A 22,906-nucleotide genomic window follows, 5' to 3' on the forward strand; every position below is an offset into this window, starting at 1 on the left:
CTCAACTTTTAATTTTTACCATCTGATTGTAGCATATCTTTGCCTACCTGTTGGCAAAGAGCATGTATATTGATTTGATAAACCGCTTTTATACTGATATAACTGTCTTAATACCATTCGTGAGGAGTTGTCACAGTGAGAGATCTAGGAATTTATTTCGGCACCTTCGCCCCGTGTCATGTAGGGCACTTTGAACAGATCATCCGGGCCAAAAGGGAAAACCGGCACGCTTTCGTGATTGTCAGCGGCTATGAGGGGGATCGGGGAGATACCCACGGCATGACGCTCGATAATCGGGTCAAATCCATGCGGCGCCTGCTCGGCCCCGATGACAATGTCACCATACTCAAGCTGGATGAAACACATATACCCAGATATCCGCACGGTTGGGAACCGTGGCTCAAAATGCTGGCAGAAACCATCCTTCTGGAAATGGATGCCCTCTTTTTTTCCGTCGGAGAGATGACCTATTATGTCGGGGAGGAGGAGTATACCGATCCCCTCAAGGACTTCTTCTGCAGGGAATGGCCTCATATCGATACATCCATAACGATGGTTGACCGCAAAATACTCGGCATCAGCGGTACAAGCATCAGGGAAGAGCCCATATTGAACTGGGACTACGTCATGCGGACCTTCAGGAAGTTCTTTGTCCAGAATGTACTCATCATAGGAGCACCAGGAACAGGCCGCACTTCAATGGTCCAGGATCTGGCAAGGCGTTATTCTACAAGCTACTCCATAGAGTATGCAAAAACTTACTGCCGCGAGCACCGGATCGCCGATGATGAGCTTGACGTCAAAGACTTCCACGCAATAGGCATCGGACAGTTTGAGAACAACAGGCGCCATATCCACTCCCCCGGCACACGCAAAGTCTTCTTTGCGGACACTGATGTCATGACTACAAAAGTCAATATGAAGCGGTACGCAGATGGGGAGGAATTCAACCGCCTGAAATCAGTTTTCGACTATTATATACATCTCCAGCACTGGTCCCTCATACTGGTCCTTCCTCCGGAAGCACCGAAGGATGAGGCGGCTGTGCATGTCGGAGATAAAAATGAGATTCATCAAATGATCATGGAGGAACTGGAGCTGCATGATCTGATGTCCATCACGCACATCCTCGACGGTGATTCCTACCGGGACAGGTATCAGGAAGCCCATAGGTTGGTCGATGAAATTCTGAAAGACGGCAAAGACAACTGATGGAAACGCTTTATTTGATAATATTACACTTTATAAAAGATTGACCCCTTATAATTATGGAAAATACAGAAAACTTTGATATTATAGTGTACATCTATTCTATGGAGGCAGATATATATGGAACCAAACTTGCTACTCACACCCGGTCCGACGCCCATCCCCCCTCAAGTAACGCGTGCAATGTCAGATGGCATGATTGGACACCGTTCTTCCGACTTCACTTCCCTCATGGAAAATGTGCAGTCCAATATAAAAACATTATTCGGTACAGAAGAACCTGTAGCCATACTTACTTCAAGCGGTACAAGTGCATTGGAGACGTCCATGGTCAATCTTGTAGAACCTGACGAATCCATTGTCGTCATCGTCAGCGGTGCATTCGGTGAGCGTTTTAAAAGTATCGCCCAGACATACCCATACGATGTCCATGTTTATGAAGTACCCTGGGGCGAAGGGGTGGATCTCCAAAGCTTCAAGTCGTTCCTTTACGGTAAAGAGAATATCAAGGCTGTATTCTCCCAAGCCTGTGAGACCTCCACAGCCGTAGTCCATCCCATCCATTCATTGGGGGAACTGGTCAAGAATTACAATAGTGATACCCTGTTCATCGTCGATGGCGTAAGTGCAGTGGGCGGCATGCAGTTCGATATGGCCCGTGATTCCATCGACTGCCTCGTTACAGGGAGCCAGAAGGCATTGATGCTGCCGCCGGGCATCGCTTTCGTGGCAATGAACAAACAGGCGAGGAAACGTGCCAGTCAAAACGAAATATCAAGATTCTACCTTGATATCAACAAATACTTCAAATCCCTGGAAGAAAACTCCACACCGTTCACACCAGCCGTATCCCTGATCCAGGGACTGGACCAAGTGCTTGAACTCTATAAGGAGGAAGGAGTGGAGCAGGTATACGACCGCCACCTCAAGATGCGCAATATGCTCAGGGCGGGCCTTAAGGCGCTTGATTTTGAACTTCTTGTGGAGGATGACCATGCTTCTCCGACCGTCACTGCATTCAAGTCCGATGAAGCTGAACTTTCCCATATCAAAGACGCCCTTAAGAAAAAATACGGCATCACAATTGCAGGGGGCCAGAAACAGCTTAAAGGAAAGATTTTGCGCATTGGACACATGGGCTATATGTTCCCGAAGGATATGTTGACAGTTCTGTCTGCACTTGAGGCCATCACAAGTGACTATCGCGGAAAGAAATATTATGGCAGCGCATTGACTGCTGCCCAGGAGGCATATTATGAATCAATATAAAGTACTTGTACTGGATCCAATCAGTGAAGACGGCATCAAAGAACTGCTCGACCATCCGAATTATGAAGTGGACATCAAAACCGGCCTCTCCGAAGCGGAAATACTGGATATCGTCCATGATTACCATGCCATGATCGTCAGAAGCCAGACGACCGTCACAGAGGAGATCATCCAATATGCACGTTCCCTGAAGGTGATCGCCCGGGCAGGCGTCGGTGTGGACAATATTGATATCGATGCCGCCACCAAGTATGGCGTCATCGTGGTCAATGCCCCGGATGGCAATACCATATCCGCAACCGAACATACGATGGCGATGATGCTGGCTCTGACAAGGGAAATCCCTGCAGCCCATAAGGAACTTTCGGAAGGTGTCTGGAACCGCAAAGCCTATAAAGGTACCGAAATGTACGGCAAGACCCTCGGCATCATCGGGGTCGGTAAAATCGGCTTCGGTGTCGCCCGCCGGGCCCAGAGTTTCGGCATGAAGATTGTTGCGTTCGACCCCTACCTCTCGGAGGAGAAGGCCAAAGAAGCGGATATAGAAAAGATGGAAGTCGAGAACATCGCAGAGCATGCCGACTTCGTTACGGTCCATACTCCCCTTACCCCGCAGACAAGAGGAATTGTAGGAAAAGCATTCTTCGAAGCTGCCAAACCGGAACTTAAAATAGTCAACGTGGCGAGAGGCGGCATCATTGATGAAGCAGCGCTACTCGAGGCACTGGATGAGGGCCAGATAAGTGGCGCAGCCCTCGATGTATTTGAAGAGGAGCCGCCGACCAACCAGAAACTTCTGAACCACCCCCGCATCGTAGTGACCCCGCACCTCGGTGCTTCGACAGTGGAAGCACAGGAAAAGGTGGCCATCAGCGTTTCCCGGGAAATAATCAACATCCTTGAGAACAACACGATTGTCCATGCGGTGAATGCACCGAGGATGAGCGAAAACATCAACGAGGAACTGAAGCCTTTCATAAATATATCCAGCCATATGGGTGAAGTGGCGATACAGCTGATGAACCGACCGCCCCTGGAAATCAAACTCAAGTACCATGGAGACCTGGCATTGGATGACACAAGCATACTCACCCGGTCATTTGTTGCAAATATGCTGAAGCCCCATCTTGGAGAGAACGTCAACATCATCAATGCCCTCTACCTGCTCCAGGAGCAGGATGTCACTTACAAAGTGGAGAAGAAAGGACAGACACATGGCTACAGCAACTATCTCGAAGCAGAACTGATCAACAATGATGAAAAACTGACGATCGGCGCCAGCGTTCTGAATGGCTATGGAGAACGCATTGTAAAGATAAATGGCTTCCAGGTCGATATCAAACCGACAAAGCACCTGCTCTTCATCAACCATCTCGACCGTCCCGGCATCATCGGAGAGATGGGCCATACGCTCGGCAAGTATGACATCAACATTGCGAGCATGCAGCTGGGCAGGAAGGACGAAGGCGGTGCCGCGCTATTGTCCCTTAGACTCGACCAGAGCGTAAATGACGAAGCGATTGAAGAACTTACAAAAATAGAAGGCTTCCATAAAGTGAAGCAGGTCGATCTGTCCTGAGAGGAATAGGGTAATCCAAAAAAAACCATCACTCATGAGTGATGGTTTTTTAATATGATTTCCTCTACACCAAGAACATCTTCCACCATGTCGGTGACGCCCAGTGCTTCAAAATTTGGAATGATCGCCCGTCCGGTCAACCCGGTCAATGTAGCAATGAATTCAGCCCCGATTGCTTCTGCACAATAGTAATCGGCCACTGAATCCCCTACAATGACAACCTTGTCGTCGGATGTGTTCCTTTGATTCAATGCATCCTCAAAGTGCACTTCGTCATGTTCATACAGGCTCCATAGGTAGCTGTATGGGTGGGGTTTGGCGAGAGAACCTTCGGCCTGATCTGTTGCTTCTGCCGCAAGCACTTCTGATGCCGTTGAGATCCTGTTGTTCCGGAATATGTCCATGAGACGTTCCTGGTGGAATGGAATCAGCGTCTCCTGTCTCGGCCGCCCTGTGGCGACGCCGATCTCGACTCCTGCCTCAAGCAGGCGCTTCAGCATCCCCCTGATGTCTTCAGGGGCAACAATCCATTCTTCATCATGAATGAATCCAGGCTTGTCCAGCTCTTCTGCTTCAATGCCTGTAGAGGTCTTGACGTCACTGCTGCCAAGATACCATTCCTGATATTTATACTGTCCCTTCTCCCATATGGGACCTGCCATCTCAAAGGCCGATGCATCTTCAATGTTCAGCTTCTCCCTGGCATATGCCATGAGCGCATCATATATGGAATCCTTCGTGTAGGTGTCACCCTTCAGGAATTCGACCACCTTTTTGTAATCCACTTCCTGGGTGTTCATCATGCCGCCAACGCCTTGGATGTCGGCGAGGTCCATTCCTTCCATCTTCAGGTCCGCATTTCTCATCAATTCTATATATAGGATGGAAAATGTCACAAAAAGCATATCCCAATTGGAGTTCAGACCCATCTGCTTAAAACGGTCAAGCACCTCATCGTTGCTGAACACTTCCGCCCTGATTTCCTTTATTTCCTGATCGCTGTAATCCGTACGGAACTGATATGTATCCAGGTTCAGATATCTTGGACTATAGAGCATCTCGTGCACCGCCAGGGCGGATACATCGAAACACCTTTCCTCACTTAAAAAAACGCCATCCACATCAAATAGTACGACCGTCACACGCTTGTCCTCCCCATCTACACTATGTATTATAATCTCAAGTTTCTCATATCGTGCGGGAATTGTCGATATTGGTTTTGATAATTTGAAATCTTGCGAATTCATTTTTCCATTTGGAAGTAATATTATACTATACCATTCGTTATACACCAGAATTGGCGGGGTTTGAAACGCTTTTATCTAGGGAACAACAAGTTATGAAATAAAGCGTTTCACGCCAAATATAAGAATTTAACCCGGGTTAATTTTTTTATTCTGATGCAATTTCATTTTTTTCATCCTATAATGTAAGTCGTAATATGAATGGTAAATATTGCGTTAAAATTATTAATATAATATTAAGGTACGTTGTACCTGGGTGGAGGAATATTTATGGAACTCAGTCCGATGGAAGTCATCTTTCTATTTCTCGGAGGACTTGGTATTTTTCTTTATGGTATCAAACAGATGGGGGATGGCCTGCAGGCTTCCGCAGGAGACCGGTTGCGTGAAATTCTGAACCGGATGACCTCGAACCCGATTAAAGGGATCATTGCTGGTATTGTCGTTACAATACTGCTACAGACCAGTACAGGAACAACAGTACTGACTATTGGACTCGTTTCCGCAGGCTTTATGACACTGCGTCAATCCATTGGTGTCATTATGGGTGCCAACATAGGTACTACAGTCACTGCCTTCATCATCGGACTGAAGATTGGTGATTATGCACTGCCGATTCTGGCCCTTGGTGCATTCCTCATATTCTTTCTGAAGAACAGCCCAAAATCCTATAACATCGGTCGCATACTCTTCGGTTTCGGCGCCCTGTTCTATGGACTTGACCTGATGGGGCAGGGTATGAAACCTTTGGCAGATTACCAATGGTTTACAGATCTGATGCTGGACATGTCTACCAACTCTCTTCTTGGAGTTACTGTCGGTACAGTACTTACGGTCATAGTCCAAAGCTCGAGTGCTACCATCGGTATCCTCCAGAGTCTTTATAGTAATGGACTGCTCGACCTTAGCGCCGGTTTGCCATTACTGCTCGGGGATAATATAGGAACAACAATTACTGCTGTCCTTGCAGCGCTTGTAGGCTCCATCGCAGCCAAGAGGGCAGCTGCCGTCCATGTCATCTTTAACGTAATCGGTGCAACGATTTTCATGATCATCATGCCGTTGTTCGTAAATCTCATTTCATATCTGCAGTCTGCAATGGATCTCAACCCGGAAATGACGATTGCTTTTGCACATGGTTTCTTTAATATCACAAATACACTTATCCACTTGCCGTTCATTGCCGCTCTTGCATGGATTGTAACCCGTATAGTCCCAGGAAGAGACTTCTCCGAGGACTATAAGCCAAACCATCTGGATCCTCATCTTCTTAAGCGCTCGCCTGGCCTTGCCCTGCAGGGTGCGCAAAAAGAAGTGAAGAACCTTGGCAACCTTACACTGAGCATTCTGGATGATACGAAAGAGTACAGCGAAACGAACAACCCTAAACTATATAAACAGATCAAGGAAAAAGTGAATGTCGTCGATACGCTTCAGGATAGCCTGCGGTCATATATCATCGACGCATCAAAGTATGATATTTCTCCGGAAGATGCAGAAAGACAGTCAACCTTGCTTGAAGTGACGCGCATCTTCTATAAAGTCAGTGGGCAGATCAATGAATATGCAGATTTGTTCAATAAGAAACATCGTGAAAACATCGAGCTTTCAGAACCCGCCCAGGAAGGCCTGGAAGACCTGTTCAATCATGTATACAAGTCCTTCAGGAAATCGATAGAATCTCTCGATATATACAACCCTCAAGATCTGGAGGAAGTCATCAGACTCAGCCAGAAGTCATACAAGATCGAGAACAAATTAAGGAAACAGCATGTCAAACGTCTGAATAAAGGCATCTGCTCCACAGATGGCGGCCTGCTTTACGTAGACCTCATCAGCACACTCGAGCGTATCGGCTATAACGCAAGAAACATTTCCGAAACGAACTTGAGCGATGAAGTCGATGACCTCGCTGAAGACTTTACAATCTATGAATAACCAATAAAAAACTGGACCAGATGACTGGTCCAGTTTTTTATACTTTCCCTTTCAATAATGCATACCAGTACATGATCGGCAGCATGTTTTTCTTGAACTGATAGAAAAACCATTTATCATCTGTCTGGTTGAGGAATGTCGATTCCTTTGGAATATTATCATAACCGAATTCCGCCAGTATCAGGTGACCATATTCTGTAGCTATCGGACAGGCTGTCTTTCCATCATATTCGTGAGATGGTTCCTTATCATCCATACGCTCCAGAAGGTTTTTGACGAGGATTGGCATCTGCTCCTTTACCGCACTGCCCATTTTGACTGTCGGCAGGCTTGAGGCATCCCCCAATGAAAAGACTGTAGTGTACGTGTTGTGCATCATCGTGTGCGGGTCTACACTGACCCACCCTTCCGGATCCAGAAGGCCGGAATCCTGAAGAACCGAAGGACCACTCATGGGAGGGGTGATGACGAGCATCTCGAAAGGCACCACATGCCGCTCACCCGTATCGAGATTTTGAAATAAAGCCTCCTTATGCTCGCTTCTGACCTCTACAAGCTCCTCCTTCATTTTGTAGTCGATTCCCTTTTCCTCCAAGCGTTGCACCATCTTGTCGCTGTATTTCTTCACCTTGAACACTTCATCACGGCCGCTGCGGAATACGATATTCGCATCCCGGTCGTTATCTTTTATATACTCATCCATTGTGAAGACGGAGTTTTCAGCAGAGACACCGCCTTTTATCCTGGACTGGGGTTTCGTGATCACAATATTGCCCTCTTTGACCTTCTGGAGGGTCTCGTAGGTGTAATTGACATGCTCGTATATATAATTCGTACATACACCATTCGATCCAAGTGCCTCCGTGGCGCCTTCAATCGCATCGTAGTTGAGCTCTATGCCAAGGGCTACAACCAGGAAGTCATACTTGATTCTGTATCCGCCTGCCTTTACCTCACGTTTGACGGGGTCTACACTCTCCACTGTTTCCTGCAGCCACTTTGCTCCTTTTGGCATCACCTTATCCATGGGCTTCTTAGTAGACTCAAGACTCATTTCTCCACTGCCTACCAGCGGCCAGCCCGGCTGGAAGTAATGGTGTTCGGATGGCTCTATGATAAGTACATCCTTCTCCAGACTTTTGTCTTCGCTTAAAATCCTGCTTGCTGTGGAAACACCTGCGGTCCCTCCACCCAATATGATCAGTCGATAATGATTCTTCATTCTTTCGACACCTCCATTTTTAAGTCTCATTCCCTCTTATTGCTTTATTTATTCAGTTGAGCTCAATAATCCCTCTTCTGTCTGACCACGGCTGCCTCATCTTTGAAAATTCTTTCACCATATCTTTATAATGGTCAGCGTTACCTCATAAACCCCTCCCGAGCACGCTTATCTCCATTCAAAATAAAAAAACACCGCCCTGCGTTATTGATCTTTCATCCAGCATAAAAGCAAGCTGCACAGCAAAAAAAAGGGATGAGGCCATGGCCTCATCCCTTTTCTTCTAATATTGGTTCAAATACTGTTTGAGCTCCCAATCGGAAACTTGTGAACGGTACATATCCCACTCGACGCTCTTATTGCCATGGAACTGTCTGTATATATGGCTGCCCAAAGCGTCAATGATCACTCTGTCTTCCCTCATCGCCTTGAGTGCTGTATAGAGTGTGGATGGCAGGTCCTCTACTCCTACCGCTTCCCTCTCCTCGCGGGACATCTCATAGATGTTTTCGTTTACCGGCTCTGGCAGATCCGTCTTATTCTTGATGCCTTCAAGTCCGGCTTTCAGGATGACGGCAAGTGCGAGATACGGGTTCGCTGCCGGATCGACCGACCTTACTTCTGCACGTGTGGACAGTCCACGGGAGGACGGTATACGGAGCAGTGGTGAACGGTTCTTCCCACTCCATGCAATATAGCTTGGCGCCTCATATCCCGGTACGAGACGCTTGTAGGAGTTCACAAGCGGGTTGCATACTGCCGTGAAGCCGCGTGCGTGCTTGAGGATGCCGGCCATGAAGTATCTCATATCCTGGCTCAGACCGATATCGTCATTTTCATCATAGAAGGCATTCTCTCCACCCTTGAACAATGACACGTTGAAGTGCATACCATTTCCGTTCAGACCGAATAACGGTTTCGGCATGAAAGTAGCATGCAGGTTATGCTTGCGTGCAACCGTCTTGACCACGAGCTTGAATGTCTGGATGTTGTCACACGCTGTGATGGCATCTGCATATTTGAAGTCAATTTCATGCTGTCCGGGAGCCACTTCGTGGTGGGATGCTTCTATTTCAAAGCCCATGTCTTCGAGTTCAAGCACAATATCCCTCCGGCAGTTTTCGCCGAGATCAGTCGGTGCAAGGTCGAAGTAGCCGCCCTGGTCATTGAGCTCGGTTGTAGGCTGTCCTTTTTCATCAAGCTTGAAGAGGAAGAACTCAGGCTCAGGCCCAAGGTTGAATGCAGAGTAGCCCATATCTTCCATCTCTTTGAGCACACGCTTCAAGTTAGATCTCGGGTCGCCGTCGAAAGGCTCTCCATCGACATTATAGATGTCACAGATGAGTCTTGCTACTTTTCCTTTGCCAGCTGTCCATGGGAAGATTGTCCAAGTGTCCAGGTCAGGTACCAGGTACATATCGGATTCTTCGATTCGAACAAATCCTTCGATTGAAGAACCGTCAAACATCATCTCTCCATCGAGGGCTTTGTTCAGTTGGCTGATCGGTACTTCGACATTTTTAATCGTTCCCAAAATATCTGAGAACTGGAGTCGCAGATACCTGACATTCTCTTCTTCTGCAATACGGATGATATCTTCTCTTTTATACTCGCTCATTGTTCACTCTCCTATAAGTTATTGGAAAAACCTTGATAAATCTCCGCGGTTCAATAAGGGCCGTTGATATTCATTATACTTGAGTATTTCAGGTGTATCGACTTTATGAGGTTCATTTAGGATTTCCCCTATCCTTTTCATAGTGAAACCTTTTTCCATGTAGTTTTGGATCGAAAGAAGAATATCCAAGTCATTCATCGAAAAGATCCGATGGTTGCCTGGTGTCCTTTCAGGAGAAATAAGTGATAGGGATTCATAATATCTGATTTGACGTGCTGTGAGCCCGGTCAGCTTCATGGCTGATGACATTGGAAAAATAGCTGTATTACGTCTTATATGATCCTTATCCAAAATGATCACCCCTCGCCATGTTCATAATATTAGCACAACATTTTTCAAAAATCTAATCCATGTAAGATATTCTGACATGTCACTAAACTATAATGAATTTCTTTAAAGGGTAATCTTTTTCATAATGGTCATGCCAGGCTATAATGATTCTTTTGTATGTATAGGCTCTCCCTTCCAAAAACAAAAAGAACTTCCGGCCTGTGCCGGAAGTTCCCATCTAACCTATTATGCTTACCGCGAATACAATCAATATCACTACTGGAAGTACGAATCTCAGCATGAACATCCAGAACTTATAAAATCCATACATTTTGCTGCCTTCATCGACATTCAGCTGGTTCATCGTTACACGCTTGTCGATGACAAAGCCGACAAACAAGGTCGATACAAGGGCGCCGATCGGAAGCATGATATTGGAGACAAGAAAGTCCACATTATCAAAGATCGACCTGCCGAAAATGATGACGTCACTCAGGACCCCATAGGACAGCGCAGATGGAATGCCCGCCAGAAATACGAAGAACCCGAAGATATAGGCTCTACTGCGACGTTTGCTCTCATCGCCCTTTATTGCATTGGCCACATTGATTTCAATCATTGAGATCGAAGAAGTCAGAGTTGCGAACAGGAAGGCTCCGATGAAGAGGATATAGAACAGCACCCCAAGCGGAATCTCTCCAAATACTTGTGGCAGGACGATGAATACAAGTCCCGGACCTTCAGCGGCTTCCATTCCAAGTGATGCGATTGCAGGAAAAATGGCAAGTCCAGCCATGATGGAAATGACAACATTCATGAGTACGATTGAGAGCGCAGATTGCGTAAGATTGTGCTCTTCTCCCAGATATGATGAATATGTAATCATCGTCGTCGCACCAATGCTTAATGCAAAGAAGGACTGCCCCAGTGCATACAGCAGTGCTGTAGAATCAATTCCGCTGATATCCGGCGTCAGGAAGAATGCGATGCCTTCCATCGCTCCAGGAAGAGTCACTGAACGGATGATTACAATCAGGAAGAGGACGAATAGCAGGGGCATCATCACTTTGGATGCACGTTCAAGTCCTTCCTGCACTCCTTTAGCCACAATGAAGGCTGTCAGCAGGATGAAGACGCCCTGTGCCACAACGACATATAGTGGATTGGCGATGATGCCTTCGAAAGCAGCTCCGTAATTATCAATCTGGATCAGGTTGACGGCATCGCCGAGGGCGACAACAAGATAGATCAGTATCCAGCCCCCAATGACACTGTAGAAGGAAAGAAGCAGGAAGACCGCTATATTCCCGAGCCAGCCAAATACCCTGTAGAACTTCTTTCCGCCAAGATATTCGAACCCTTCAATCGGGTTGCGTTGGCTCGAGCGTCCAATAACAAACTCGGAGAGCAGAAGCGGCATTCCAATAAACAATGTCATTATAAGAAATACAAGAAGAAATGCGCCGCCACCATGCTCGGCAGTCATATAAGGAAAACGCCACAGCGCACCAAGTCCAATTGCTGAACCGGCAGCTGCCAGGACAAACCCTATTTTGGAACCCCATCTCACACTATTCATAAACTAACCTCTCTTTACTATTTATTCACTTTATACATTTTTGATAGAGTTCCTAATATAGTAGCATACCTGTTATACATTTGAACACTCCGTGCCGGAAATTCCCTAAGTAAATAACGCAAAAGGGGCGTCCCCATGAAAGGAACGCCCCTCTTAAGATGTTAGTTTGGATTGTCTTCAAGATCCGGCACCGGCTTTTCGTAGTACTGCCTGTCCTTGTTGGCATTGAAGTGATCCGCCTTCTCCAGTTTCACGTCGACTGTATAGTCGGGCATCTTGGCAAAGTTCTCGTAGATTCCTTTAGGCACAAGATAGTTGCCCTCCGGGAACTGGATACCAAGATTCCCAGATCTGATATCCGCACTTCTTGCAAACCCCTGGAAAACGCCGTTCTTGTTATAGAGTACGATCGCTTCACCATCCTGGATGCCTTCACGTTTCGCATCTTCCCTGCTGATGAGCACATCATATCTGCCCATCGCATTGAATGCATCCGTATCACCATAAACCATGGAGTTGAACTGTTTGCCCCTTCTCATCAGAAGCCTGAACTCTCCAGCCTTCTTATTGTTATCCGGTATGTCGATACCGATGAGATTTGCTCTGCCATCCGGCGTCGGACATACGCCTCCCTCACAAAGCCAGGCACCTCCGTATTGATAGACCTCTCCCGCCTTCTTGAGGTACTGTACTCCGTCATACTGCGGATTGGCCTTGGCAATCTCTTCCCTGATCTCCTGTCCGGAGGCAAAGTCGATGAGTTCTGCAGATTCCGGCTTCACGCGTTTGGCGAGGTCCACATAAATCTGCCATTCGCTCCGTGCTTCCTCGATGCGGTTCCGGTTCCCCTCAATTTCCGGGGAGAAATAGACCATCCGCTCTGTTGATGTCGACAGTCCGCCACCGTCCTGCTCATACCTCGTCTTGGCTGGAAGGACAATCACCGTCTCTTTCGCATCAAGCAGTGTTGAAGTATTCAGGATGATGTCCTGATGCACACGTACTTCCAGATTGGAAAGTGCTTCTGCTACAAAATCAGGATCCGGCATCGTCTCAAGGAAGTTCCCGCCTGACATATAATACAGCTTCAGCTTTCTTTCATTGTCTTCAGGCAGCATGGCATTTTCAATCGTGACTCCAACGGAATCCCCCGGCCATTTCGGCAATGAGAAGTTCCATATCTTTTCGATACGTTCCCTGTTCGCATCATCATAGTCGCCTCCAGGCAGAACGAATGGGTCCGCACCCATTTCACCTGAACCTTGGACGCTGGAATGTCCACGCAGGGGCATGAGTCCACAGTTTTCCCTTCCAAGCCAGCCGCGCAGAAGTGCGAGGTTGGCGACTTGTGAGATATTATCCGTCGCATGCTTATGCATAGTCAGTCCAAGTGCCCATACCATTACTCCACTGTTCGACTTCGCCAGGAGTTCTGCAAGTTCCGTAATACGCTCCCGGCTGATGCCGGAAGATTCGACGATATGTTCCCATGTCTGGTTTTCTACAGTTTTCTTCAGCTCATCGTAGTTGTTCACGTGCTCCTCTACAAACTGATGGTTGACCGCCGAGCCGGAGTTTTCTTCCTCCATTTCGAACCAGTGCTTCATGACGCCATGCATCATTGCAATATCTCCACCGATGTTCACTTCGTAGAAGTCATCTGCAATTTTGGTGCCGAACAGTGCGGACTCCGTCACGGACGGCACCCAGTAATTCTCCATTGCAGGTTCCTTATATGGATTGATGACGATGATCTTGGTCCCACGCTTCTTCGCTTCCATCATATACTTTGTGGATACCGGACTCGAGTTTGAAGCCACACTGCCCCAGAATACCAGTACATCCGTACCGAGCCAATCCTGATAGTTGCATGTCGAAGCCCCTACACCAATGGAACGCTTCATGGCCGTCTTGCTTGGTGAATGGCATATGCGGGAAGCATTATCTATATTGTTTGTACCAAGGAACCTCGATACTTTTGCTGCGGTATAATACGATTCGTTGGTGATGCCTCGGCTTGTCAGGTAAAAAGCATACTGCTTTGGATCCAGGGCCTTCATCTTATCCGCCACCGTGTCCATCGCCTCATCCCATGAAATGCGGATGAACTTCCGATCTCCCTTGCGGCGCATCATCGGATACGGGATGCGCCCCAGCTCCCTGAGTTCTGCACTCGTCATCTTCCTCAGTTCATCGATATCCTGGTGCAGGATTTTAGGCTTGATTGGAGGCGCAGTGTTCAGGCGGAGGACGTTGAAGCGGGTTGTGCACATATGCGGACCCTTCAACGTCTGATCCTGCAGACCGGACACCCCAAGGGCACATCCGTCGCATACTCCTTTAGTGATTATATTTTTGGCATAATTGAGGTTATCTTTATTCTTCCATGCAATTTTGGCCGTATCTCTGATGTGATGTGGTTTCAATTTGGTAAGTCCAAATGGCACCGGACTCACCCACAGGTTCGGATCCCATTTTTTCGTTTTGCTTATCGGACCTTGATGCAGAGTTTTTCCCATTACTACACTTCCTCCAAAAAATTATCTTTCCCTATAGTTATTGTATCCCAATTGTCAGTTTTATCAATTCTCTTCTGTTAACTTATTCTCAAAGAATTCACATTTTCATAGAAGGATGACAAATTGGACAAAATTCAAAGACATGCGCTTGAAGGTCAAGTCGCATGTCTTTGAAAAGCGTAGGTTATTAATTTTTCAATCTGTGATTAGTACAATGGGAAGCTTACTTTGATACTAGTTTTCCATGGCAAGTTCCGAATTCCCCTCGTTCTTCGCCTCTCTATTGATTTTCTTGATATCCACCCTGATGAGCAGGGAGACCAGCAGGGCAACCACGAACATACCTGCAAAAATGTACAGTGTCAGTGTGTAGCTCTGGGTCGCCTCGTAGACGGTGGAGGAAATGAAGGGGCCGACCAGTCCGGCGGCTGCCCAGGCGGTCAGGATATATCCGTGGATGGCCCCCAGCTGTTTTGTCCCGAATATATCCCCTATATAGGCAGGAATCGAAGCGAAGCCGCCACCGTAGCATGAAATGATGATGAACAGCATGGCTTGGAAGAGCAGGGCTTGAGTGACTGAAGGAAGAATCAGGAATAACGCGATCTGTATGATAAAGAACATCGTGTAGACATTGGGGCGTCCCATATAGTCGGACACCGTTGCCCACGCCAGTCTTCCGCCGCCATTGAACACACCCATGATTCCGACCATCAATGCAGCTGCACCTGCAGACAGACCGGCGATTTCCTGGGCCATCGGACTTGCCACTGCAAGAATTGCAATGCCGCATGTCACATTTATGAAGAGCATGATCCATAGGAAGTAGAACCTTCTTGTCTTGATGGCCTCGTTTGCCGTAAGCTGTACTGCATCCTGTTTCGCCGTCTTTTCATCTTCCAAGTCTACACCTTCAGGATGATAGCCTTCCGGCGGCTTCTCCAAGTAGAGGCTTGAGAGCAGCATGATTACAAAGTATACTACAGCAACCACATAGAATGTCATTGCGATGCTGAACGTTTCAATCATGAATTCCATTGCCGGACTTGCCAGCATGGCGGCGAAACCGAATCCCATGATGGCAAGACCGGTCGCCATTCCCCTGCGGTCAGGGAACCATTTTACAAGCGTAGACACGGGAGTGATATACCCTATTCCCAGCCCGATTCCACCCAAAACACCGTATCCGAGATATAATAGCCAAAGACTCTCTAGCTGTACTGCGAATCCGGCAATCGCCAAACCCGAGGCAAAGAAGCCTGTCGAAACAAGTCCCGAGATGCGTGGTCCCTTCGCTTCTACGAAATGGCCCATGAAGGCTGCCGACAGTCCGAGAAACAGAATGGCCAGGCTGAACGTAAATGAAACATTACTCAAACTCCATCCCAATTCGGCCTGAAGTGGTGAAGTGAATACGCTCCACGCATAGACCGAGCCTATCGAAATATGTATTCCCACTCCTGCCAATGCGATGAGCCAACGATTTTTCTTTGTTTTCAATTTGAAGCACCCCTTTATTTTCAATGTTTACAAAAAAAACTTTAAGCTATAGAATATGTTTGGCATTCTATAAAGTAATTTGCATTATAATATACCCAGATACATGACCGGAAAATGGTTTCAAAAAGATTGAAAGGAGGGATATCATTGAAAACCACGACCAATAAAAATATTCTACGCTACAGCGACAACAAATTAGTGGAAATTGAGGATGCTGTAGCAGAGGAATTCCCTCTTACGATCTACTTGAACGATGTAGAATTTGCAACGATGGTGTGTTCTCCAGAACACCTTGAGGAACTGGTCATCGGCTTTCTCGCATCTGAAGGGGCGATAAAACGCTTCAGCGATATAGAATCCATGAACCTGGACGACCATGGCGGTTTCTGCCATATCCGCCTGAACAGGGAAATCCCAACCGATCACTTCATATATTCTAAACGCATCCTCGGCTCCTGCTGCGGAAAAAGCCGGCAATTCTATTTCCAGAATGATGTCGACACTGCAAAGGTCTCAATGGCCAAAACGACTCTGACACCTGCCCAGTGCATAGAATTGATGCAGGGTATGCAGGAGCAGAGCACCATCTTCAAGGAAACGGGCGGCATACATAACGCAAGCCTGGGTACACCTGATGATGTCATTGTCCACAGAGGGGATATCGGAAGGCATAACGCATTGGATAAACTGTATGGCCATTGTCTCCAGAACCGCATTCCCGTACGGGATAAAGTCCTCGTATTCAGCGGACGCATCTCTTCTGAAGTCTTGACGAAAGCTGCTAAAATCGGTGTTGGCATCGTACTGAGCAAATCCGCTCCGACAAACCTGGCCATCCAACTGGCTGAAGACCTGAACATCACTGCTGTGGGTTTTATCCGCGGCAATTCCTTCAACATATACAGCCATCCGTGGCGCATTAAAGAAGATTCCGCCCCCTAGAGGACGGAATCTTTTCAGTTCATATAGTAATCCTTCTCGAAATCTTTCCCTTCAATGCCAAGGCTCCGGTAATGCGATTCGAGGATTTGACCGATCTTCAGCGCCCATTCTATATCTGTTGCATAAAGGTGGGAGCCTGGGGAAGACGGATTCCAGCGCATTGCGTACAATGTCTGCTGCCCCTGATCGAGATAGTTTTCGCTGATGAATTCTGCTCCTCCAAGAATGGCCGTTTCCGGAGTAGACCATCCAGCACGGGCTGCGTAGGCTGATCCTTCTTCAACCGCCTTGCGATCAAAAGCACCGATTCCGAAGAAATTATAGTATGCGGCATCTTCAAGCTGGATGCCCTGCGCAAGACGTGATTCTCCATTGCCCGTTTCAAGCTGGGCATGGCTGATCAGATACAGCACATTGACCCCGTGTCTCTTTTGGGCTTCAAGAAAAATATCTCCGCGGCCCTCGAGGATTCCTTTACCCTTCAACAGACGGTTCACCTCTTCAGCAGTAACATCCGCTTTTTCAGTGAGATTCAAAAATTGGTGTGGGACCGCACTTCCTTCGACTTGCATTGCGTTTCTGATTTCTTCATTTTCTGCTGGCCGTGTCCTGCCATCATCAAGCTTCACGTCCACCGTCCCGTTATCAATCTGCCGCTTCACTGCTTCCTCGAAATTATGAATGTTACCCTCCTCCTTGAACAGTGAGGTTTCAGACACCATGAATGCCATAAAGAATATGGCCATGAGACCGAGCAACAGCAGCACCGTCATGTTTTCTTTCTTCCTTTTATTCATCCGGCCACTTTTCCCATCCATTTAAATTCGTGGTGATAATAAAAAAGCACCTGAGGATTCAGATGCTTATCGTCTCGGAATGCGACTGCCTTACCAGCCCGTCGATCATGACACTCAGGCGTTCCCTCAGCGCATCATTGACCAGCCTGTATCCGTCTCCGGTTTTTTCGAAGTCTTCATCACATGTACAGACCTGAAGCGGGAGCACCATCGCATGGACCCCCCGCATCACCATCCTCAGCTGTGTCAGAGGATCTGAGTTCCTCATGCCGCCGCTGTTGCAGAAGAGTCCGACCGGTTTCATTTCAAATTCATCTATCGACAGGTGGTCCAATGCATTCTTCAACAGACCGGAAAATGAAGTATGGTAATTCGGCGTACCTATGATAATGGCATCCGCATTTTCCGCATGCCGTTTCAAAAATTCGATATCCTCCGTCTTCCCCTGCCCGAATATGGGGATATCCTTTTCTCTGAGATCTATATGGGTCACTTCATGTTCAGGCTGTTCCACTAGAGATTCTATCAGCCTGGCAATCGAATGTGTGTGGGAATCTGGAAAAGCACTTCCTGAAAGTATCAACAATTTCATTGGAAAGGCTCCTTTATACATATATTTAAACGTGTATAATATGTTATCATCTGCATCTTTCGAATTAAACCGCCAAAAGTCGTATAAAATAACTGAGATCGGCTTATGCCTACCTCAGTTCATCAATTTATCATTTAAATTTTTAAGCTTATCTATCGTCTCTTGGTCCAGGTCGTCTAAGTCAGCCTGTCCGTCTATAATTGATTGAGCCTGATCAATGGAAATATCGACAGCTCTGCTTATCTGGTAAGCTGTCAGCTTTTCAGTCATTAAATCAAAATTCATACCAATATCCATGCCTTCACCTTCCTCAATCAACTAATTGAATTCAATTATATCACAAGAGGAAGATTAAACAATGAATGTGAATTGCATTTAAACAGTTTCCCGCGAAATGAACGGGAGATGTATAGTCTAACACTACAGGAGTATCAGGAAAACAGTGCACTTTCCAATACAGTGATCTTTGCTTTAACCGCTTCGTCGAGCTGCTCGACTGCAATTTCATTGGTAAGGAGATTCTGTGCCATTTCAATCGGTATGCCAAGGGCTTCACTCAATTGGTAGGCTGTCAGTCTGCCTTCCAATATTTTTAATTTCGTCTCCATATGATCACCTTTTTCATGTAGTAAATTAAGTATAGTCCCATTTGGATAAAAAGCAATCATTTTTACACAAATAATATAAAAGTTTATTATTTCTTAAAATAGTATTGGCTAAATCAAAGAGCCAATAACAATGCAAGATTAAATGTATCCTATTAGATGATGGGGCTACATGTTCCTCACAAATCCGGGTATATACATAAATAAGGAGTGAAGACAGATATGTATGAATCATTATTCAATAGACAGAAGCAGTTTTATCAGTCTGAAAGTACAAGAAGCATCCCGTTCAGAATCAACGCACTCAAACAGCTCAAAAGAAGCATACAGTACTACGAGGCAGCTCTCCTTGATGCCATGAAGGAAGACTTCAACAAAGGTGAGGCTGAAGCATATCTTACAGAAATCGGTTATGCCTATAACGATATCAACTTTACTATAAAGCACCTGAAAGTGTGGGCAGAAACAGAAAAGGTGAAGACGCCGGTCACACATATCGGTTCCACTTCCAGAATCTATAAGGAACCTTACGGCGTTACGCTCATCATCGCCCCTTGGAATTATCCATTCAACCTGACGGTTGCACCACTGATCGGGGCGATCAGTGCAGGGAATACCGCAATCCTCAAGCCTTCGGAACATACTCCGGCTGTAAGCCGTGTAATCAGCGATATCATATCTTTTGCTTTTCCCGAAAAGTATATCACTGCTGTAGAGGGTGGCATTGAGACCAACCAGAGCCTGCTTACCCTTCCATTCAACTATATATTCTATACAGGCAGTTCCCATGTGGGAAGAATCGTCATGGAGAGTGCTGCACAGCACCTTACTCCCGTCACCCTTGAGCTTGGAGGAAAATCACCTGCCATAGTGACGAGAAATGCTGATGTAAAACTTGCAGCCAAACGGATTGTCTGGGGAAAATTCATCAATGCAGGACAGACTTGTGTGGCGCCAGATTTCGTCTATGCAGACGCCTCGATAAAGGAGGAATTGCTCCGACATATGAAATATTATGCCCATAAATTCTATGAGGAGGATGTAAGGGACGGCAAATATATGAGAATAGTCAACCAAAAGCATTTTGAACGCATCGGAGCCTTGATTCACGGGGACGTGGTCCATGGCGGCCATACAGATCCATCCACCCTCACTATAGAGCCGACCATCATCGATAACGCGGATTTCGGTCATGATGCGATGCAGGAGGAGATCTTCGGTCCTGTGCTTCCCGTACTCAGCTTCACTTCCCTGGACAAAGCAATTCTGGATGTCAGGGATCTGCCCGACCCGTTGGCGCTCTATGTATTTACAGATAAGAAATCCGAAGCCGCCAGTGTCATCAAGGCAGTACCATTCGGTGGAGGTGCTGTAAATGATACCATCTTCCACCTCGCAAATCCCCACCTCCCCTTCGGTGGCCGCGGCAACAGCGGGATGGGGAAATACCACGGCAAATATTCATTCGATACCTTCACCCATGAAAAGAGTATCCTCCATCAGACCACCTGCTTCGATTTACCCTTCAGATATCCGAATGCAAAGCTTTTCGGTAAGATGCTTAAATACCTTTGGAAGTAATCCAAAAAGCCCCCATTGGGACGTTAACGTCCCAATGGGGGCTGGTTGTTTCTTCAGTATATTACCATCTACATATTGATCGGCATGCCGCCGGTCACACCGAATACCTGACCGGTGATATAGCTGCCACTATCTGAAGCGAGCAATACATAGGTGTCGGACAGTTCAACCGGCTGACCTGCACGCTGAAGCGGCGTATTCTGGCCAAATTCCGGGATGTTTTCCGGCGGCTGGCCGCCTGAAATCTGCAGGGCCGTCCATACCGGTCCCGGCGCTACACCATTTACGCGTATACCCTTCTCTCCAAGCTCCTGAGCCATTGAAACGATGAATGATACCTGCGCACTTTTTGTCATGGCATAGTCAGCCAGTATCGAAGCTGGACTGAAGGCCTGCACGGAAGTAGTGATGATTACACTCCCACCTTCGGGAAGATGATCCAATGCTTCCTGGAGCATCCATACATTCGAGAACACATTGATGGTGAAAGTATCTTGAAGCTGCTTTGTCTCCAGACCTTTTATATCATTTATATATTGCTGCATACCCGCATTCATGACCAAGGTATCCAGGCCGCCCAATTGTTTTGCCGCGTCATGGACGAGCTGTCTGGCAAATGATTCGTCCCGCAGATCTCCAGGCAGAAGCACAGCCTTCCTGCCTGCGGCCTCAATCACCTCTTTGACTTCCTGGGCATCGGATTCTTCATCAGGCAGGTAGTTGATTGCAACGTCCGCACCCTCTTTGGCATAGGCAATCGCTGCTGCCCGTCCGATTCCGGAATCCCCTCCGGTGACCAGTGCCTTTCTTCCCGTCAACTTGTCGCTGCCTTTATAGGACTCTTCTCCACAATCTGGTACCGGTGTCATTTCATTCTGGACGCCCGGATATTCCTGTTCCTGTCTGCTGAATTTATCTTCAAAATATTTATGCTTTGGATTATTCAAATCTGGCATGTTCATATTCCCCTTCCATGTTGCTTTTGTATAACTATTGCGCACTTTGGGAGACCTTAAACATATTTTTATATTCAATGTACTTCAATCGGATATGGAAGCCGACGGCTGCAGAAGTAAGGCCGACGGAAATGCCGATCCAGAAGCCGTAAACCCCGAGATCTGTTTGGGAGGCCAGGAGGTACCCTGAAACCATGCCGATGAGCCAGTAGGAAACGATGGCGATCATTGAAGGGATTACGACATCCTTGTATCCCCTCAGTATCCCCTGAAAAGTCGCCTGAAGGGCATCAGAGAACTGATAGATGATGGCGAAAAGGAATAATGGCATTGTAACGGCCACCACTTCCGGATCATCCGTATACAAATACGAAATCGGCTCCCTGAAAAAGTAGAGGAATATGGATGCGATTCCCACAAGGCCCAGACTTGAAATGATTCCCATCATTTTATAACGCCTTGCATCCTCATGCCTGCCGCCTCCGGCACTGAAGCCAATCACAATGGTCATTGCCATGGATATACTCAATGGCAGCATGAAAAGCATCGTCGTAAAATTGAGTACCACCTGGTTGGCTGCGATGACATTTGTTGTAAACATCACTCCAACGAGGAGGGTCATCATAGAAAAGATGCTGGTCTCTACAAATATGAGTACACCGATCGGAACCCCTACAGCCAAATGGTGGCGCAGGGTGTGCAACAAAGGCCGGGACCATCCTCTGAATATGTAGAACTCCTTCAATGGTGCCACCCGCAAGACCATGAGGGAGATGAGGAGGAACATGAGCCAGTAGGTGATGGCTGTCGCATAGCCTGCACCGATGCCTCCAAGTTCAGGGAAGCCGAAATTCCCAAAAATCAATGTATAGTTGAAGAATATATTCAGGGGCAACGACGTTGTTATAACGTATAGCGATATCCTTGTGAACCCCTGTGCATCAATGAAATTACGCAATACGCTGAACATGAATAACGGCAGTATACCGGTTGCTAGTCCAACAAGGTAGTGATAGGCGATATGGTGGACCGAGTTCTCCAGCCCCATGACATTAAGCAGATTATCCAGGAAAAATATACCAAGCAACAGGATCAGGACAGTGAGTGCTGCTGCGATATAGATGGCCTGCTGTACGTTATGGCGTACAGCGTCCTTCTGGCCCGCACCGAGAAGCTGTGCAATGATGGCCGTGACTGCCAGAAGGATGCCGTTGATGCCGGTCGAAACCGGCGCCCAGAAACTGGATCCGATGGCCACACCAGCCAGATCCTCTACTCCCGCCCTCCCGGACATCATGGTATCGATCAGATTCATTGAGTATAGAAGTACCTGGGTGATCATGATCGGCCACAGTATTCTGATGAACTGCTTGTACATTTCACGTTTTGAATCTGTATGATACATAAACTCACCTTTTCTTGATGA

General features: G+C 47.0%; 19 protein-coding genes. 6 read left to right on the forward strand and 13 right to left on the reverse strand.

Going from position 1 to position 22,906, the window contains the following annotated elements; all coding sequences use genetic code 11:
• Nucleotides 1-135: 135 nt before the first annotated feature.
• The 3 genes from EDC33_RS11580 to serA all read left to right on the forward strand — a co-directional run bounded on the left by EDC33_RS11580 (nt 136) and on the right by serA (nt 4,057).
• A complete protein-coding gene (locus tag EDC33_RS11580; protein ID WP_124011295.1) occupies nt 136-1,212 on the forward strand; it encodes an AAA family ATPase in 1,077 nt (358 codons plus the stop codon).
• A 111-nt stretch (nt 1,213-1,323) separates the two neighbouring features.
• Nucleotides 1,324-2,478: a pyridoxal-phosphate-dependent aminotransferase family protein gene (locus EDC33_RS11585; RefSeq protein ID WP_371868357.1), complete on the forward strand. Its 1,155-nt coding sequence runs from the start codon at nt 1,324-1,326 to the stop codon at nt 2,476-2,478.
• The gene (gene serA, locus EDC33_RS11590; RefSeq protein WP_124011297.1) at nt 2,465-4,057 is read left to right on the forward strand and encodes a phosphoglycerate dehydrogenase; all 1,593 of its coding nucleotides are present in this window, start codon (nt 2,465-2,467) and stop codon (nt 4,055-4,057) included. Before EDC33_RS11585 ends, serA begins: the two co-directional genes overlap by 14 nt.
• 32 nt (nt 4,058-4,089) lie before the next feature.
• Here serA and EDC33_RS11595 read toward each other — a convergent pair whose 3' ends face one another.
• Nucleotides 4,090-5,199, reverse strand: a complete 1,110-nt coding sequence (locus EDC33_RS11595; RefSeq protein ID WP_124011298.1) for an HAD family hydrolase — start codon at nt 5,197-5,199, stop codon at nt 4,090-4,092.
• A 372-nt stretch (nt 5,200-5,571) separates the two neighbouring features.
• Between EDC33_RS11595 and EDC33_RS11600 the strand changes: the two genes are divergently transcribed.
• The gene (locus EDC33_RS11600; protein ID WP_124011299.1) at nt 5,572-7,239 is read left to right on the forward strand and encodes a Na/Pi cotransporter family protein; all 1,668 of its coding nucleotides are present in this window, start codon (nt 5,572-5,574) and stop codon (nt 7,237-7,239) included.
• Between the two features lie 37 nt (nt 7,240-7,276).
• Here the strand turns inward: EDC33_RS11600 and EDC33_RS11605 are convergent, their stop codons facing one another.
• From EDC33_RS11605 to EDC33_RS11630, 6 genes are all read right to left on the reverse strand, one after another.
• A complete protein-coding gene (locus EDC33_RS11605; RefSeq protein WP_170156419.1) occupies nt 7,277-8,461 on the reverse strand; it encodes an NAD(P)/FAD-dependent oxidoreductase in 1,185 nt (394 codons plus the stop codon).
• 283 nt (nt 8,462-8,744) lie between these two features.
• Entirely contained in the window at nt 8,745-10,079 is a 1,335-nt protein-coding gene (gene glnA, locus EDC33_RS11610; RefSeq protein ID WP_040105376.1) for a type I glutamate--ammonia ligase, read from the reverse strand.
• Nucleotides 10,080-10,097: 18 nt separating this feature from the next.
• Complete coding sequence (locus EDC33_RS11615) at nt 10,098-10,430, reverse strand: MerR family transcriptional regulator (RefSeq protein WP_188358214.1); 333 nt, start codon at nt 10,428-10,430, stop codon at nt 10,098-10,100.
• A 217-nt stretch (nt 10,431-10,647) separates the two neighbouring features.
• The gene (locus EDC33_RS11620) at nt 10,648-11,988 is read right to left on the reverse strand and encodes a sodium-dependent transporter (RefSeq protein ID WP_124011301.1); all 1,341 of its coding nucleotides are present in this window, start codon (nt 11,986-11,988) and stop codon (nt 10,648-10,650) included.
• 161 nt (nt 11,989-12,149) lie between these two features.
• A complete protein-coding gene (locus EDC33_RS11625) occupies nt 12,150-14,507 on the reverse strand; it encodes an FdhF/YdeP family oxidoreductase (protein WP_124011302.1) in 2,358 nt (785 codons plus the stop codon).
• Nucleotides 14,508-14,741: 234 nt separating this feature from the next.
• Complete coding sequence (locus EDC33_RS11630; protein WP_094907197.1) at nt 14,742-16,007, reverse strand: L-lactate MFS transporter; 1,266 nt, start codon at nt 16,005-16,007, stop codon at nt 14,742-14,744.
• 114 nt (nt 16,008-16,121) lie between these two features.
• Between EDC33_RS11630 and fdhD the strand changes: the two genes are divergently transcribed.
• Entirely contained in the window at nt 16,122-16,949 is an 828-nt protein-coding gene (gene fdhD / locus EDC33_RS11635; RefSeq protein ID WP_124011303.1) for a formate dehydrogenase accessory sulfurtransferase FdhD, read from the forward strand.
• Nucleotides 16,950-16,963: 14 nt separating this feature from the next.
• Here fdhD and EDC33_RS11640 read toward each other — a convergent pair whose 3' ends face one another.
• From EDC33_RS11640 to EDC33_RS12715, 4 genes are all read right to left on the reverse strand, one after another.
• Complete coding sequence (locus EDC33_RS11640) at nt 16,964-17,746, reverse strand: N-acetylglucosaminidase (protein ID WP_094907215.1); 783 nt, start codon at nt 17,744-17,746, stop codon at nt 16,964-16,966.
• A 58-nt stretch (nt 17,747-17,804) separates the two neighbouring features.
• Nucleotides 17,805-18,338 (reverse strand): NADPH-dependent FMN reductase, encoded by a 534-nt coding sequence (locus EDC33_RS11645; RefSeq protein ID WP_170156420.1) that lies wholly within the window; start codon nt 18,336-18,338, stop codon nt 17,805-17,807.
• Between the two features lie 114 nt (nt 18,339-18,452).
• Nucleotides 18,453-18,656, reverse strand: coding sequence for a hypothetical protein (locus tag EDC33_RS11650; protein ID WP_249036099.1), 204 nt, complete (start codon nt 18,654-18,656; stop codon nt 18,453-18,455).
• Between the two features lie 113 nt (nt 18,657-18,769).
• The gene (locus EDC33_RS12715) at nt 18,770-18,946 is read right to left on the reverse strand and encodes a hypothetical protein (RefSeq protein WP_170156421.1); all 177 of its coding nucleotides are present in this window, start codon (nt 18,944-18,946) and stop codon (nt 18,770-18,772) included.
• 219 nt (nt 18,947-19,165) lie between these two features.
• Between EDC33_RS12715 and EDC33_RS11655 the strand changes: the two genes are divergently transcribed.
• Nucleotides 19,166-20,524: an aldehyde dehydrogenase gene (locus EDC33_RS11655; protein ID WP_124011305.1), complete on the forward strand. Its 1,359-nt coding sequence runs from the start codon at nt 19,166-19,168 to the stop codon at nt 20,522-20,524.
• Between the two features lie 68 nt (nt 20,525-20,592).
• Here EDC33_RS11655 and EDC33_RS11660 read toward each other — a convergent pair whose 3' ends face one another.
• Both EDC33_RS11660 and EDC33_RS11665 read right to left on the reverse strand, forming a co-directional pair.
• Complete coding sequence (locus EDC33_RS11660) at nt 20,593-21,480, reverse strand: SDR family oxidoreductase (RefSeq protein WP_124011306.1); 888 nt, start codon at nt 21,478-21,480, stop codon at nt 20,593-20,595.
• Nucleotides 21,481-21,514: 34 nt separating this feature from the next.
• Nucleotides 21,515-22,885 (reverse strand): MATE family efflux transporter, encoded by a 1,371-nt coding sequence (locus EDC33_RS11665; RefSeq protein ID WP_124011307.1) that lies wholly within the window; start codon nt 22,883-22,885, stop codon nt 21,515-21,517.
• Between the last annotated feature and the right edge of the window lie 21 nt (nt 22,886-22,906).

This window comes from Salinicoccus roseus, from assembly GCF_003814515.1.
GTDB lineage: Bacteria > Bacillota > Bacilli > Staphylococcales > Salinicoccaceae > Salinicoccus > Salinicoccus roseus.